The following is a 14,980-nucleotide window of genomic DNA, read 5'->3' on the forward strand; positions in this document are numbered from 1 at the left end:
GCGCAAATGGCGTAGTAATCCTGCGCCGGGTACTGGATCGATCGCCAATCCGGTGAAAAGATGCCGGACAGGCAAGGACGACTTCCCGAGAAGAGACTCGAATGGAATTTCGCATTCTGGGTCCAGTGGAGCTCTGGTCCCGCGAGCAGCGCCATGACCTGGACTGGGCCAGGGAGCGGCTCGTCCTGGCGATCCTTCTCATGACTCCGGGCCGGGCCGTTCCGATTCGATCGATCATCGGCAGAGTGTGGGACGATAACCCCCCTGGGAAAGCGCGGGCGAGGTTACAGAGCAGCATCGCCCGCTTGAGAGGCCGTCTCCAGGAAATCGGCGATGTCGGAGACGCACGCCTGCGTGGCATTTCCGGTGCGTACATATTGGAAACGGACGTCGAAAACATCGATTATCACCGGTTCCGTAGGCTGCGTGCGGAAGCCCGGGCATCGGCGGACGCCGGTGAAACCGACCACGCCATCGGCCTTTACCATGAAGCGGCGAAGCTCTGGCGTGGTGAGCCTCTGGCGGGACTGCACGGCACCTGGGCGGAGACGACGCGCGCCAACCTCGAGAACGAGATGCTCGGCAGCACCATGGAGCGCGTCACCCTCCAGCACGGTGTGGGCGAGCACACTCGGCTGATCGCTGAGCTGTCGGAACTGGTGACCCGCTTCCCGTTCGACGAGAGGCTCGTCGAACTCCTGATGCGGACGCTCTACGTCAGCGGAAGGCAGGCAGACGCGCTGGCGGCCTATCGGCAGGCACAAGGGCGGCTCAACGACCAGGTCGGCACCGAGGCCGGGCCCGCCTTACAGGAACTGCACCAACGCATCCTCCTTCACGACCCCACTTTGCTGCCCGAAACCCGGGCGCGAAAGACGGCGGGAAATCCCCCTCCCAACGATTTACCGCGCGACATCCCCACTTTCACCGGCAGGACGGCCGAACTCGCCCGACTGACCTCTGCAGAAGTGCTCGGCGCGATGGCGGTGCCCGTACTGGCCGTCGACGGCATGCCAGGGGTCGGCAAGACAGCATTCGCCGTGCATCTGGCCCACCTTCTCACCGACCGGTATCCCGACGGCCGGCTGTTCCTCGACCTGCACGGGCACAGCGCCCATCGCCAAACGGTCGACCCGGCCGCCGCCCTTGATCGGCTACTCCGTCACCTCGGCGTGCCCGGCGAGGGCATCCCCGAAGATCTGGACGCGCGCGCCGCGCTCTGGCGCAAGGAACTGGCCCGGCGCAAGGTTCTCATCGTGCTGGACAACGCGGCGGGACACGAGCAGATCAGCCACCTCCTGCCCGGTGTGCCCGGCTGCCTGGTCATCGTCACCAGCAGGCGGCGGCTGGCCGGCCTGGACGGGGTCGAGTCTCTCTCCCTTGACGTGCTGCCCGCCGAGGACTCGGCCACCCTGCTCGACCGCGCCGCAGGCACGCGGCGCGTACTCGAATCGGAGCACGTCGCCGCGGTGACCCGGCTCTGCGGCCACCTTCCTCTCGCGCTCCAACTCGTCGGCAGCCGGCTCCGGCACCGCCCCGCGCTGAGTGTCGCGGACCTGGCGGAGCGGCTGGGACGGGACGACCAGCGTCTGACCGAGATCAGAGCCGAAAGCCGCCACATCATCGCCGCCTTCCGCCTTTCGTACGAAGAACTCGCGGAAAATCAGCGCCGGGCGTTCGTCTGGCTCGGGTACCACCCGGGGCTGGAATTCACCGCACACAGTTCGGCGGCGCTCTTCGGACTACCCCTCGCAGACGCGGAACAGTTGCTCGACGACCTGCTCGACCAGCACCTCATCGCCGAGCCGCGACCCGGCCGCTACCGATTCCACGACCTCATTCGCGACTACGCGGTCTCGCTTTCCGGGGAGCGGCCGGAAAGCGAGCGTACGGACGCCCTCCACCGCCTCTTCGACTACTACCTTTTTGTGACCGACCGTGCCGACAGGCTCCTTTACCAGCACCGCAGGCGCATTCCCGTCGAAGTGAAGGCCCCTCCGCGCACTTCTCCCGCTTTGGCGACCGCGGATCAGGCCGGAAGATGGCTGAGCACCGAATTGGAAAATCTCCTGCGGCTGACCCTCCATGCGTCGGACAACGGCTGGACCCGGCACGCCGCGCTGCTCCCGCATATTCTGAGCCGCCACCTCAGCTTGTGGCGGCACGCGGCGGACGCAATTCGCGTGCACACGAGGGCGATCAATGCCTGGCAGCTGCTGGGCGACCGGCCCGGAGTCGCACGCGCGATGACCGATCTCAGCGAAGCGCTCTGGCGAACCGGCCGACTTGACGAATGCCTGGACGTCGCGGCTCAGGCGTTACGGATTCAGCAAGCACTCGGCGACGAGCAGGGGGTCGCGGAGGTTTTCGGACAATGCGGGCTGGCTCACTGGCACCGCTCCGAATTCGATCTGGCCATGGGATGTTTCGAACAGGCACTCAAAATCAAGAGAGGGCTCAACGACCGGTACGGCATGGCCCTGAGCCTGAACCAAATCGCCGGCGTCGCCCACGACACGGGGGACTACCGAGCCGCGTCCGATCGCTTACGTGAGGTCCTCGCGTTGCACGAGGAGGACGGTAATCTTCACGGTCATCGCGTGGTACTGAACAACCTCGGCGAGGTGGAGGCACGTCGCGGCCAGTACACCAGCGCGCTGAGCTACTACGAGCGGGCCGCCGCCATCGTCCCGGAGACGAGCCCGAAGGACACCGCCACCCTGCTGCACAACACGGCCAACGTACTCCAGCATCTCGACCGGTATGGAGAAGCGCTGGAACGCTACAAAAACGCCCTGCGCATCTACCGCGAAATCGGCGATCGGCGATGTGAGGCTCAGACGCTCAACAGCATTGGCGACGCTCATCAGCGTGCCCGTCGTCACCAGACCGCGCTGGAGTTCTACGACAGGGCATTACAGGCGATTCAGGGCATCGGGGACGTACACCTGGAAGCCGAGGTCATGGATCATATGGGCTTATCATTCAAACATGTCGGTGATCAAGCTCAGGCCCAGCGGGTTTGGCAGCACGCCCTCGAGCTATACGATCATCTCGGCCTGGCCGAGGCGCATCGCCTTCGAATGCGCTTACAGGGCCTCTCGGAAGCAGCGGACTCGTAACACCGAGCACCTTGCTCCGAAACTTCGCATCGCTCACAGTCAGACCTCGGTTGAACGAAACGCACATACACCCCTCAACCACCCATCTCCAACCATGCACGCATAAGTTTGGAGATCGGTAGCGCGGTCACGGTCCGAGCATCTAGAATTTGGTCCGCCACATCTAGCAATGAAGCTCGACCGTATATGTCGCCAACCAAGAGGGTTACATGAAATACGCGCTGGTGAGCCTAGTGGTCGCCTTTATTTGGATGCTTCACGTGATCACAGTGATTCCGGGTCTCACAAGTGGGGTCTCCTAGACGGACGGCTAGCACCATAGAGGGAGGGCGGGATACGTCCTCCCTCCTTTCATGCCAGCCCACATGCCCTTACCGGCCGGCATATGTCGACCGCCTCAACGAGGCCGGGACCCTCAGCCTGCGCGGAGCCGTCCTGTTCACGCTCGAAAGGTCCTCCGAATGCCGCCGGGCCTGGCGCCAGGCCATGCCCAGCCACGCCGACCTGGGCAACCGGCGCGTCGCTTACTGCTGGGCAGGCCGTCCTCGTCCGTGACAGGCGTACGAACAGGGGGCGGTCAGGCTGCCAGTTCGGCTGGTTTGCAGTGTTTGCAGGGGCGGTAGCCGGCGCGGCGGGCCTGGGCGATGGTGCGGAAGCCTTGCCGGTGTGGCTCGGTGATGCGGCGGGCGTGGTGGCAGGTCGGGAAGCAGACGATGTTGGTGGTGTCGCTGCCCAGGAAGTAGACGTGTTCGCCGGCCAGGTCGTTCACCTCGTCCACGTTGACGTCCTCCAGCCGCAGCAGGCGTTCCTTGACCTGGCCGCCGAACACGTAGCCGCCGATGTCGCCGTTGGCACGGGTCACGCGGTGGCAGGGGATCAGCAGCGGTACCGGGTTGCGGCCGAGGGCCGAGGCGACCGCTCGCACGGCCGTCGGGCGGGCGATGCGCTCGGCCACCCACCGGTACGGCCGGGTCTCGCCGACCGGGATGCGCGCCGTCGCCTCCAGCACCGCGCGTTCGAAGTCCGACAGCCCGCGCAGGTCGAGCGGCAACCGGCCGGGCCTGCCGGAGCGCAGGGCCGGCGCCACCCCGGCGGGCGGGCGGGCGGCGCGCCTGGCCGGTCTGCCCAGGCGGTCGCGGAGCTGTTCCAGGAACCGCTGGTCGTCGCCGCCGACCGACTCGCCGGTGCGCAGGTAGCACACTCCGCGGTCGGTGGAGGCGACGTACACCTCGCCGACCGGGGAGCCGACCGTGCACCACTGGGCGAACAGCCGCCCGGTCAGGTCGACCGGGCCGGGTGCCAGCTCGGCCAGCATCCGCGCGACCCGCGCGAGGTCATCCTCTCCTGTGGCCACTGATCCTCTCCTGCCGTCGCACCTGAGCGACCGGGGTGCCCGTGCCGCCGGATCCCTGGCCTGCGGCCAGCGCGGGATACCGCTCCGCGAGTAGCCCGCGCAGCCTGACCAGTCCTCGGGAGACATGTGAACGTACCGTCCCTTCCGGGCAGCCGAGGACCTCGGCGACCTCGGCGCTGGACAACTCGCACAGGTGACGCAGCAGCACGGCGTCGCGCTGCTGGTCGGGGAGGCAGGCGGTCAGCTCGGCCAGCGCCCGGCGGCGGTCGAGCCCGGCGGCGACGTCGTCGAAGACGTCGCCCTGCGGAGACCGCTCCACGAAGTCCTCCAGGGTCACCTGGAGCGGTCGCCTGCCCCGGTCACGGGCGTTGTTGCGGCCCATGTTGAGCGTGATGGTGACCAGCCACGGCCGGGGCCGCAGCTCGCCGAGGCGTGCCGCGGAGTACCCGCGCAGTGCCCGGTAGGCCCGCAGGAACACCTCGGCGGCCAGGTCCTCGGCGTCGGGGTGGTGGTGCCCGCAGACGCGCAGCGCGATGGTGTACACGAGCTGCTGGTATTCGCGCACCAGCTCGGCGAACCCCGCGTCGAGGTCCTCCTGGAGCAGCGCGCGCAGCCGCCCGGCCGCGTCGTCGTGCGGGTCTTCCTCCGGCACCGTGCCCACCACCCGTCCTTTCCGGCCGTTCGCCGCCCGGCTCAGTGCGTGCTCGCGGCGGCCTGCTCCCGGTCCGGCGCGCTCTCCCCGCCGTCCGGGTCCCCGGTCGTACGGGTCATGCCGGCGAGGGTGGCCAGCACGGCGACGACGGTGATGGCCGCGCACCCCCACCAGACGCCGTCCGGCCAGACGGTCCACATCGCGACGCCGATGACCGGCCCGGCGGCGTACCCGATCTGCATGGGCAGCGCCGCCGCCGCGATGTACCGGCCGCGCATCCCCGGCGGCGCCACCTGGGCGGGGTAGGCCGACACCGTCGGCGTGCCGACGATCTCGCCGAGCGTCCACACCAGGGTCGCGACGACGAACATCGCGATCGCGGGCCCGGCGACGTACATGTTCATGCCGACGCCGACCAGCCCGATGCCGAGGGCCACGGCCAGCTTGGCGGGCATCCGCTGGACGAACTTGGTCAGCGGCAGCTCCAGCGCGATGACCATCACCGCGTTCAGCGACAGCAGCGCGGCGTACACCTCCGGCCGGTGCCCGTCCGCGGTGACCTGCAGCGGCAGGACCGCGATGTGCTGGATGTACACGACGGCGTTGAGGAACAGCGCCAGCATGAACAGGGTGAACCTGCGGTCGGCCAGCACCCCGAGGTAGGACCTGCGCCCCCCGTCCGCCGCCGCCGGGGCGTCGGTGCTCGGCACGGTGTGCGGCAGGCTGAGCGCGAACGCGGCGAACGCGAGCGCGGTGACGGCGTCGACGTAGAACATCAGGTCGTAGGAGTAGGTGATCAGCAGCGCGCCGAGCAGCGGGCCGGCCGTGGTGCCCAGGTTGAACGCCAGCCGGTACACCGCGAACACCATGACGTGCTGCCGTGCCGGGGTCAGCTCGACCAGCAGCGCCGAGGACGCGGGCCGGTAGGCCTGCCCGAGCGCGCCGACGACCGCGGCGACCACGATGACCAGCGGGAGGCTGGGCAGGACCACCATCAGGGTCGTCAGCGCCCCGGCCGCCGCCATGGACGTCACGATCGTCCAGCGGTAGCCGAACCGGTCGGAGATCGAGCCGCCGGCCAGCACCCCGACGACCGAGCCGGCGCCGTAGGCGCCGAGGGCGATGCCCGCCCCGTAGGCGGAGAAGCCCTTCCCGGTCAGGTAGAGCACCAGGTAGATCTGCAGGAAGTTGCCCAGCCGGTTGACGAACATGCCCGCGAGCAGCAGCCACACCGGCCGGGAGATGCCCCGCATGGTCCGCAGGACGGAGGGGTGGTCCTCGGTGGCCGCCATCAGGACACCGGCTTCGCGGGCCGGCCGGCGATCTCGATGATCCCGGTCGTGTCGGCCAGCGCCTCTTCGGCGGTGTCGGCCAGGGTGATGATCCGGCCGTACCGGGAGATGTAGCCGCGTGGCGGCAGGCGGAGCACGGCGCCGGGGCCGGCCAGCGCGGTCGCGCTGTGCACGTGGGGGGCGTACCTGTGCTCGTGCACGGTCACCGTCTCCACCTCGGTGTCGTGCTCGGGGTACAGGAAGGTGACCGTCGCCACCTTGTGGTGCCGGAACGCGGTGTCGGGCCGGCGGCCCGCCGCCACGTCGGCGGCGGCCATCGCGATGTCGACGCCGGTGGCCAGGTGGCCGAGGTAGGGGATCATGTCGCCGCCGACGCGGGCGTTGACCTCCAGCAGGCACCAGCCGTCCGGGCCGAGCTTGAACTCGGTGTGCGTCACGCCGGTGTGGAAGCCCAGCGCGGCGTGGGCGCGCCGGAGCGCGCCGACCACGTCGGGGTCGGACAGCAGCGGGTCGGCGGCGTCGACGACGTGGCCGGTCTCCTCGAAGAACGGGGCGAATCCGACCTGCTTGCGGGCCAGGGCGAGCGGCACGCACTCGCCGTCGTGGAACACCGCGTCGACGCTGATCTCGGGCCCGCCGACGTACTCCTCGACGAGGACCGACACCTCGAACACCGGCACGCCGGGGTAGGTGATGGCGGTGGCCGCGGCGTAGGCGGACTCGGCCTCGGCGGGGCCGGCGGCGAGCTTGACGCCCATGCTGCCGGCGAGGCCGCGCGGCTTGAGCACCACCGGGTAGCCGATCTTGTCGGCGGCGGCCAGCGCCTCGTCCAGGGAGGAGACCCCGATGGAGATCGGCTGCCGCACGCCGGCGGCCTCCAGGGCGACCCTGGTGGCGTTCTTGTCGCGGCAGGCGGCGATGACCTCCGGCGGGTTGCCGGGCAGGCCGAGGGCCTGGCTCACCGACGCGGCCGGCCAGACCAGTCCCTCGTCGTAGCAGAACACCCCGGTGACCTCGTGGCGCGCGGCGACCTCGCGCGCGGCCTCGACCAGCTTCGGCGCGTCGGTGTTGTCCACGACGGTGTTGCCCACGACGTAGGGCGCCTCCCAGGACACCTCCGCGGGGTGCATCAGCCACATGCGGTAGCGCGTGCTCACCGACTTCAGGATGAACTCTCTGCTGAGCCTCGAACTGCTGCCTATGAGGAGGAGCAGCGGCCTGTCGTCCGGCGCGCCGTGCTGTCCCATCTCCTGCTCCCGTCCCTGCGCCTGGTGGGCGCTTCCGAAGTCGGACATCGCTTTCATGGACACTTCCTTCATCAAGGGGAACACCGATCCGTTCTCCGCCGTTGCGGTTTTCCTCAGTCGGAACAAGGGCTCGTTCGTCCGGTCATGACCCGAGGCCCGTTTCGGTCAGGACCTGGGCCGTTTCCCGGATCAGGACCCGAGGGCCCGGTACCGGTCGTACCAGGGGCGGCGGCGTTCGACGGCGGCGCACGCGGCCACCACGGACGGCTCGCCGAACCGGCGCCCGGCGATCTGCATGCCCACCGGCAGGCCGGACCGGGTCCAGCCGGCGGGCACCGACGCGGCCGGATTCCCGGTCAGGTTCAGCGCGTAGGTCAGGCACCAGCCGACCAGCGGGTCGACCGCCTGCCCGCACACCTCGGAGGGGCCGAGCGTGTCGCCGTTCGCGCCGTTCGGTACGCCGGCCACCGACGTCACCGGGCTCACGATCAGGTCGTAGGTGTCGAACACGTCGGCCACGGCGTCGAACAACTCGGTGCGCAGGGCGTCGTCGACGCGGTAGTCCACCGCCGACTGGGCGGCGCCCAGCCTGATCGTGTCCACGTAGTCGGGGCTGATCAGCTCCCGGTGCTCGCCGAGCAGGTCCAGCCCCCTGCTCAGCGCGTGGTGGGCGAACTCCGCCTGCCGCACGGCGGTGAGCCGGCGCCACATGGCGGTCAGCTCCTGGTGGGAGGCCGGGAGCCGGATCCGCACCTCCTCGACCACGGCGCCGTCCTCGGCCAGGGCCGGGATCGCGCCGCGCACCGCTGCGGCCACCTCCTCCTCGACGGGGAACCCGCCGAAGTCGGGGCTGTAGGCCACGCGCAGCCCGCGCAGCGACCGCGTGAGGCCGTCACGCGGGCCGCCGGCGGTCACCGGCAGCGAGTACGGGTCGCGGGGGTCGGGGCCGGACATCACCTCCAGCATCAGGGCCGCGTCCTCGACGGTACGGCCCAGCGGGCAGAAGAACACCGACGGCGTGAGCAGGCCGAACGCGTTGGGCCTTGCCGGTTCGGCCACCCGCCCGAACGTGCCCATCATCCCGACCACCCCGCACATCGAGGCGGGCACCCGGATCGACCCGCCGCCGTCGGAGCCCTGCGCGAGCGGCACGAGTCCTTCGGCCACGGCGGCGGCGCTGCCGCCTGAGGACCCGCCGGTGTTCATCGTGTGGTCGAACGGGTTGCGCGCCGGCCCGGTCAGCGGATTGTCGGCGACGGCCTTGTGCCCGAACTCCGAGGTGCTGGTCTTGCCGACCACGATGGCGCCGGCCCGCTTGAGCCGGGTGACGAACGCCGCGTCCCGGTCGGGCACGTGGTCGGCGAACAGCCGCGACCCTAGGGTCATCCGCACCCCGGCGACCGCGTCCAGGTCCTTGATCGCGACGGGCAGGCCGTGCAGCGGTCCGAGCACCTCGCCGGAGGTGACGGCCCGCTCCGCCGCGCGGGCGGCGTCCATCGCCTGGTCGGCGCAGACGGTGACGAAGGCGTTGAGCACCTGGTCGCGCTTCTCGATGCGGGTGAGGGAGCTCTCGACCAGTTCCACCGGCGACAGCGCGCGGCGGCGGATCAGGTGCGCGAGTTCGGTGGCGGTGAACCGGGTCAGGTCATCCATGGCGCTTCGTCCTCCTGCTTGGCGTCACGCGGCTCACGGCGGCCACGACGGTTCCCGGCCTGACATCGCGGTTCACAGCGGCCACGCCAGTTCACGGGGCCTGACGTCGGTGAAGTCGACGTCCATGCGGGTCAGGCCGCGTAGCGCCACCTGCTCGCGGTAGCGCACGGACGACTCGTCGAGCACCGGGCCGACCAGGCGCTGGAAGAACCTCGGCGCCAGCAGTCCGAGCTCCATGCGCGACAGCGCGGCGCCCAGGCAGAAGTGGGCGCCGAACCCGAAGCCCAGATGCCTGCCGTCGGTGCGGTCCGGCAGGAACGCGTCGGCGTCGGCGAACGCCGCCGGGTCGCGCTGGGCCGCCGCGGTGAGCAGCACGACGATGTCGCCCGCCCGCAGGTCCACCTCGCCGAACCGCAGGTCGCGGGGGACGAACCGCTGCAGGATCTGCACCGGCGAGTCCCACCGCATGGTCTCCTCCACGATCGCGGACGCGCGGTGGGGGTCGGCGCGCAGCCGTTCGGCCTCCCGGGGGTGCCGCAGCAGCGCCAGCAGGGTGTTGTCGATCAGGTTGACCGTCGTCTCGTGGCCCGCGTTGAGCAGCAGCCGGCAGTTGTCGGCCAGTTCCCGCTCCGACAGCCGGTCGCCGTCCGCGCTGACCATGGCCAGCTCGCTGACCAGGTCGTCGCCGGGCGAGCGGAGCCGCCTCCTGCCCAGCTCCAGGAAGTACGCGTTCATCTCCCGCTCGGCCACCATCCGCTCGGCGTGGCCGGGCGGCGGGGTCCCGAAGGCGGCCATGGCCGGGTCGAAGGCGCGCGGCAGCACCATGGAGCGGGCGTGCAGCCACTTCATGTCCGACCCCGGCACGCCCAGCATGTGGCCGATCACCGACAGCGGGAGCGGGTAGGCCAGCCCGCCGACGACCTCGATCCGGCCGGCCGGGGCCGCCGCGTCGATCAGGTCGTCGATGCGGGCGCGGACGAAGGCCCGCAGCCGCTCGACCATGCCGGGCGTGAACGCGTGCGACATGAGCCGGCGCAGCCGGGTGTGGTCGGGCGGGTCGGAGAACAGCAGCGACTGGATCTCCGGCCGTGACGTGGTCGCGGCCGGGTCGCCGGAGTACGCCCAGGACACGGTACGGTCGCTGCTCAGCCGCCGGTCGCGCAACGCCGCGAGGCAGGAGGCGAAGCTGCCGAGCATCACGCCCCGGCCGGTGGCCAGCGGCACCGGCTCCCGCTCGCGCAAGGCCGCGTAACACGGGTAGGGGTCGGGCCGGGTCCGCTGGTCGAACAGCGTCGGTATCAGCTCACTGACTTCCTGCATGGCTCTCCCTGGCTCGCTCGATGGTCGAGTGCTCCTCGCGGCCGAGCGGCGGCCGGGGCGCGTCGTGCAGCACCCACGCCAGTACGGCGGCGCGGAGCGCGGGGTCGGTCAGCGCGTACGCGCGGGTGCGGTCCGACCGCAGTTCCAGCCGGTCGCCGCTCACCACCGCCCAGCCCTCGGGGGTCAGCCGGGTGCAGTGCGGCGCGGTGTTGAACGGCGATTCGGCCGACAGTTCGTGGAAGTCGCTGGTGGCGGCGAAGTCGGTGATGTGCCGGGGGCGCAGCGGGGCGCACCGGTACATCGCCTGCCAGGCGCCGCCGTTCTGGCGCGCCACGATCAGGCGGTCGCCGTCCGCCTCGACCAGGTAGGAGCCGGTGGCCTGCTCGTGGACGCCCGGCCGGGCGGGCAGCGGCTCGGCGTACCCGCCGCCGCCGAACCCGACGTCGGCGAGATGGGCCGTGTTCCCGGCGCGGACCAGGAGCAGCAGGTGGCTCAGGTCGTGCTTGAATCCGCCGCGGTTCGCCACCCCGGCGCCGATGAACTCCACCGGGAAGCCGAGGCCGGTCAGCACGTGGCCGAGCAGCCAGTTCGTCTCCAGGCACCACCCGCCGCGCCGGCGCACCACGATCTTGTCGAACAGGTCGCGCAGGTCGTAGCTGAGCCGCCGCCGGGCGATCACGTCGAGGTTCTCGAACGGCACCCGCCGCAGGTGCCGCTCGTGCAGCAGCCGCAGGGTCGCGGCGGTGGCGGCGACCGGCCCGTCCGGTCCCGGGCGGACGCCGAGGCGGGCCAGGTAGGCGCGGAGGTCGCGCGGGCCGAGGGTCACCGTCCCACCGCCAGCCGCAGCTCCTCGCCGCCGGCGGCCGCTCCGGCGGGCGAGGGTCCGTGCGACGCCTCGGCCGGGGCGGCGGACGCCGGGCCGTACGGAGCTGTGGGCGAGGGGCCGTGCACGGCCTCGGCGAGTCCCCGCACCAGCATGCGCGGCGCCGGGTGCCGGAAGACCCGGCGGCCCACGGCCAGCCCGGCGCAGCCCGCGGCCATCATGTCCCCGGCGAACGACAGCAGGTCCGACCCGTCGTCGGCGCCGCCCGCGACCACCACCGGCACGGGGCAGTGCGCCACGACCTCCGCCATGTGCGCGGCCGGCCGGGTGGCGGCGGTCTTGACGATGTCGGCGCCGAGGTCGGCGGCGATGTTGACGATGTGGGCCACCGTCGCGGCGGCGTGCGGGGCGGCCAGGTGCGCCCCCCTTGCGTAGATCATCGCCATCACCGGCAGCCCCCAGGCGTCCGCGGCGGCGACGACCCTGCCGAGGTCCCTGAGCTGCGCGGCCTCGGTCACCGACCCGATGTTGACGTGGACGCTCACCGCGTCCGCGCCCTGGCTGACCGCCTCCTCGACCCCGCCGACCAGGGTCTTGGCGTCGATGTCCAGCGCGTGGGAGGTGCCGGCGCTGAGGTGGACGACGAGCCCGGTCCCCCGCGTCACCGCCGGGTCGAGCAGGCGGGCCCGTCCCTTGTGCATGATGACCGCGTCGGCACCGCCCTCGGCCACGGCCCGGACCAGGGGGCCGAACCGCTCGGCCGTGGCGATCGGGCCGTCGGAGACGGAGTGGTCCATGGGGACGAAGAGGAACCGGCCGTCGCCCCGCCGGGACAGTCGGGCCAGGCGCCGGAGCTTGCCGGACATCGTCGAGGTGAGCACAGCTCCTCCAGAGCTCGGGTGCGGTCGGGATCGGTCAGCGTGCCTGGTCGTACACAAGGCCGCGCTCGATCCGGCGGACCGCCTCGTAGTCGGCCCGGACCTGCTCCGGGTGCTCGTGGGCGAGGATCACGTAGCCCAGGGCGTGGCTGGAGTACAGGTCGTGGGTGGCGGCGACGCGGTCGCCGCTGCGCACGTTGATCCGCGAGGCGTGGTGGCTGGCGAGCGAGCGCACCCGCCGGTACTCCTCCGCGTTGCGCAGCACCCCCGGCGTCCTGGCGACGAACAGCACGCCGCGCACGGTCTTGCGCAGGGTGAAGCCCGCCGGAACGGCCCGGTCTCCGGCGAGGTAGCGGGCCAGCCGGTCGACCTGGCTGTCGCCGGTGGCCTCCCGGCAGTATTCGGGGACGCCGCCGCCCGCGATGCGCGCGTTGACCTCGATCAGCCGGGGCCCCTGGCCGGTCCGCATGATCTCGATGTGCGCGGCGCCGAAGCGGACGCCGACCGCGTCGAGCACGCGGGTGGCGAAGCCGACCAGCTCGGCGTGGCCCGGGGTGTCGTGCGGCAGCCATTCCATGTAGTCGTAGACCGCCATGTGCCCGGCGTTGTGCCGTTTGCGGTACACGCAGATGTCGGTCACCGTGTGCGTCCCGTCGAAGGTGCAGGTGTCGACGACGTACTCGGTGCCGGTCAGGTACTCCTGGACGAGCACCCGGTCGTTGACCAGGCCGAGCTTGTTGCGCCCGCCCAGCAGGCGGTGGAATGCCGGACGCCAGTCCGCGCCGGCCGGCACGCGGGTGACGCCGTCCGTCCCCGCGCTCTTGGGCGGCTTCAGCACCAGGTCGTGCCCTCCCCCGCCCGGCCTGGCGAGCCACTCCTCGACCTCGGCGGCGTCGGCGGTGCACACCTGCGCGACGCCGGGCAGGCCGGCGGCGGCCACGGCCGAGGCCATCGCGCCCTTGTCCCTGCGGGCGGCGGCCAGGGCCGGGTCGTTCGCCCGCCCGGGGGTGACCAGGGCGGCCAGCCGGTCGGCGAGCTCGACGCCGCTCTCGGCGCCGGCGAGCACGGCGACCGGGGTGAGCGCCCGCAGGTGCGCGAGGGTCTCTCCCAGGTGGCCCGCGTGCGCGATGACCTGGTGGAAGTCCTCGGGGTGGTACGAGCCCGCCCACATCGCGGGCGGGCGGCGGGCGGAGGTGACCGCGACCGGCAGCAGGCCCGCGTCCCGCAACGCGGGCGCCAGCAGGTTGCCCGAGGAGTACGGGTCGACGATGACGACGATGGGCTTGTCCATGCTCAGTTGCTCTCCGGCCTGCTGGGGGCTGTCGGACGTTCGATCCGGTGGGGTGGCGGGCGCTCGGGTTCGATGGGTTGCGGGCGCTCGGGTTCGGTGGGTTGCGGGCGCTCGGTTCGGTGGGTTGCGGGCGCTCGGTTCGGTGGGTTGCGGGCGCTCGGTTCGGTGGGTGGCGGGCGCTCGGTTCGGTGGGTGGTCAGTTCTCGACGATCGCTTCGCTGACCTTGATGCCGACGTGCCTGCCGGGCTCGCACACGTGCGCCAGGAGCCGGGTGCCGGGCTCGACGGAGGTGCAGTTCATCGGCCTGCCGTCGGCGTCGAAGATCCGCACGTGCCAGTCGTCCTGCACGAAGACGTTGAGCGGCACCCCTCCGGCGACGGCCTGGATCAGGCGCAGCGGCCGCAGCTCGGTCTTCACCCGGCCGACGCGCACCGGGTAGGCCGAACCGGCGGTGTTGACGGCCAGCACGGTGCCGCCCGCCGACAGGTCGGTGATGTACTCGGTCCCGCCGTCGGACCAGACGTAGGAGTGCACGGCGCCGGCGTTGACCCGGAACGGCCGCAGGTTCATGTACGGCAGGTGGTGGACCTCGGCGCACACGACCAGCCCGCCGCTGGAGGTGGAGCCGACGATCATCCCCTCGTCCTGCTCGAACAGCCAGGTGGTGTCGACGCAGCCCCGGTACCCCATCCCGGCGTGGCGCACCGCGGTGACGGTCGCCTCGACCAGGGGGATGTCGAACCGCTGCGCCCTCAGGAGGCGCGGCATGAGCCGTCCCGCCTCCTCGATGTCGTCCACGGCGAACAGCAGCCCGGCGGGGCCGGACTCCAGCACCCCGCTGGACACGACGGCGTCCCCGTGGCCGGTCACCTTCTTCACGACGCGGGTGCCGGTGCCCTGGGCGGCGGCCAGCAGCAGCTCCAGCGGGATGTTCGTCGGGTCGGTGAAGTCGACGAGGAGGTGGTCGACGCGCCCGATCATGTCGCGGCAGTGCCGCAGGGACGGCCCGTCGCCGACGGTGACCCGAAGTCCGGCCGCGCGGCCGGTCTCCCGTACGGCGCCGATCAGCTCAGAGTCGGTGACGACCACCGTGCCGCCCAGCTCGGCGGCCCGCGGCAGGTCGCCGGGGTCCTCGGCGAGGCAGGCGACCTGGACGCGGTCGTGCAGCCGCACCTCGGGCAGCCGCGCCGCCTGGGCGGGCCTGACCAGGACGTGGTCGACCGGGGTGTGGTTGATCAGGCCGCCGACCGCGCCGAGGTCGGCGGGGCCGGTGATGTCACACCAGATCTCGGGCATTGCGGGCTCTCCAGGTTCGGCCGTGGGTCGCACGGGACACCCGGACGGCCG

11 protein-coding genes are annotated in these 14,980 nt (G+C 71.4%); 1 reads left to right on the top strand and 10 read right to left on the bottom strand.

Going from position 1 to position 14,980, the window contains the following annotated elements:
- The first annotated feature begins 101 nt into the window (after positions 1 to 101).
- Entirely contained in the window at positions 102 to 3,122 is a 3,021-nt protein-coding gene (locus NYZ98_RS32430) for an AfsR/SARP family transcriptional regulator (RefSeq protein ID WP_262847413.1), read from the top strand.
- Between the two features lie 577 nt (positions 3,123 to 3,699).
- Here NYZ98_RS32430 and NYZ98_RS32435 read toward each other — a convergent pair.
- The 10 genes from NYZ98_RS32435 to NYZ98_RS32480 all read right to left on the bottom strand — a co-directional run bounded on the left by NYZ98_RS32435 (position 3,700) and on the right by NYZ98_RS32480 (position 14,929).
- Positions 3,700 to 4,476 (bottom strand): methylated-DNA--[protein]-cysteine S-methyltransferase, encoded by a 777-nt coding sequence (locus tag NYZ98_RS32435; protein WP_262847414.1) that lies wholly within the window; start codon positions 4,474 to 4,476, stop codon positions 3,700 to 3,702.
- A complete protein-coding gene (locus tag NYZ98_RS32440; protein ID WP_262847415.1) occupies positions 4,457 to 5,137 on the bottom strand; it encodes an RNA polymerase sigma factor in 681 nt (226 codons plus the stop codon). The genes NYZ98_RS32435 and NYZ98_RS32440 overlap by 20 nt, the downstream gene beginning before the upstream one ends.
- Positions 5,138 to 5,169: 32 nt before the next feature.
- The gene (locus tag NYZ98_RS32445; RefSeq protein WP_262847416.1) at positions 5,170 to 6,420 is read right to left on the bottom strand and encodes an MDR family MFS transporter; all 1,251 of its coding nucleotides are present in this window, start codon (positions 6,418 to 6,420) and stop codon (positions 5,170 to 5,172) included.
- Positions 6,420 to 7,724 (bottom strand): ATP-grasp domain-containing protein, encoded by a 1,305-nt coding sequence (locus NYZ98_RS32450; RefSeq protein ID WP_262847417.1) that lies wholly within the window; start codon positions 7,722 to 7,724, stop codon positions 6,420 to 6,422. Before NYZ98_RS32450 ends, NYZ98_RS32445 begins: the two co-directional genes overlap by 1 nt.
- Positions 7,725 to 7,856: 132 nt before the next feature.
- Positions 7,857 to 9,320 carry an amidase gene (locus tag NYZ98_RS32455; protein ID WP_262847418.1) on the bottom strand — a complete coding sequence of 488 codons (1,464 nt, stop codon included), beginning with the start codon at positions 9,318 to 9,320 and terminating at the stop codon, positions 7,857 to 7,859.
- Between the two features lie 72 nt (positions 9,321 to 9,392).
- Positions 9,393 to 10,640, bottom strand: coding sequence for a cytochrome P450 (locus NYZ98_RS32460; protein WP_262847419.1), 1,248 nt, complete (start codon positions 10,638 to 10,640; stop codon positions 9,393 to 9,395).
- The gene (locus tag NYZ98_RS32465; protein WP_262847420.1) at positions 10,624 to 11,466 is read right to left on the bottom strand and encodes an arylamine N-acetyltransferase family protein; all 843 of its coding nucleotides are present in this window, start codon (positions 11,464 to 11,466) and stop codon (positions 10,624 to 10,626) included. The genes NYZ98_RS32460 and NYZ98_RS32465 overlap by 17 nt, the downstream gene beginning before the upstream one ends.
- Positions 11,463 to 12,344, bottom strand: a complete 882-nt coding sequence (locus NYZ98_RS32470; protein ID WP_262847421.1) for a 2-amino-3,7-dideoxy-D-threo-hept-6-ulosonate synthase — start codon at positions 12,342 to 12,344, stop codon at positions 11,463 to 11,465. The genes NYZ98_RS32465 and NYZ98_RS32470 overlap by 4 nt, the downstream gene beginning before the upstream one ends.
- Positions 12,345 to 12,378: 34 nt before the next feature.
- The gene (locus NYZ98_RS32475) at positions 12,379 to 13,632 is read right to left on the bottom strand and encodes an ATP-grasp domain-containing protein (protein ID WP_262847422.1); all 1,254 of its coding nucleotides are present in this window, start codon (positions 13,630 to 13,632) and stop codon (positions 12,379 to 12,381) included.
- 196 nt (positions 13,633 to 13,828) lie between these two features.
- Positions 13,829 to 14,929: a 3-dehydroquinate synthase II gene (locus tag NYZ98_RS32480; RefSeq protein ID WP_262847423.1), complete on the bottom strand. Its 1,101-nt coding sequence runs from the start codon at positions 14,927 to 14,929 to the stop codon at positions 13,829 to 13,831.
- Positions 14,930 to 14,980 lie beyond the last annotated feature (51 nt).

Origin of the sequence: Sphaerisporangium corydalis, assembly GCF_025506355.1 — a bacterium.
GTDB classification, from domain to species: domain Bacteria; phylum Actinomycetota; class Actinomycetes; order Streptosporangiales; family Streptosporangiaceae; genus Sphaerisporangium; species Sphaerisporangium corydalis.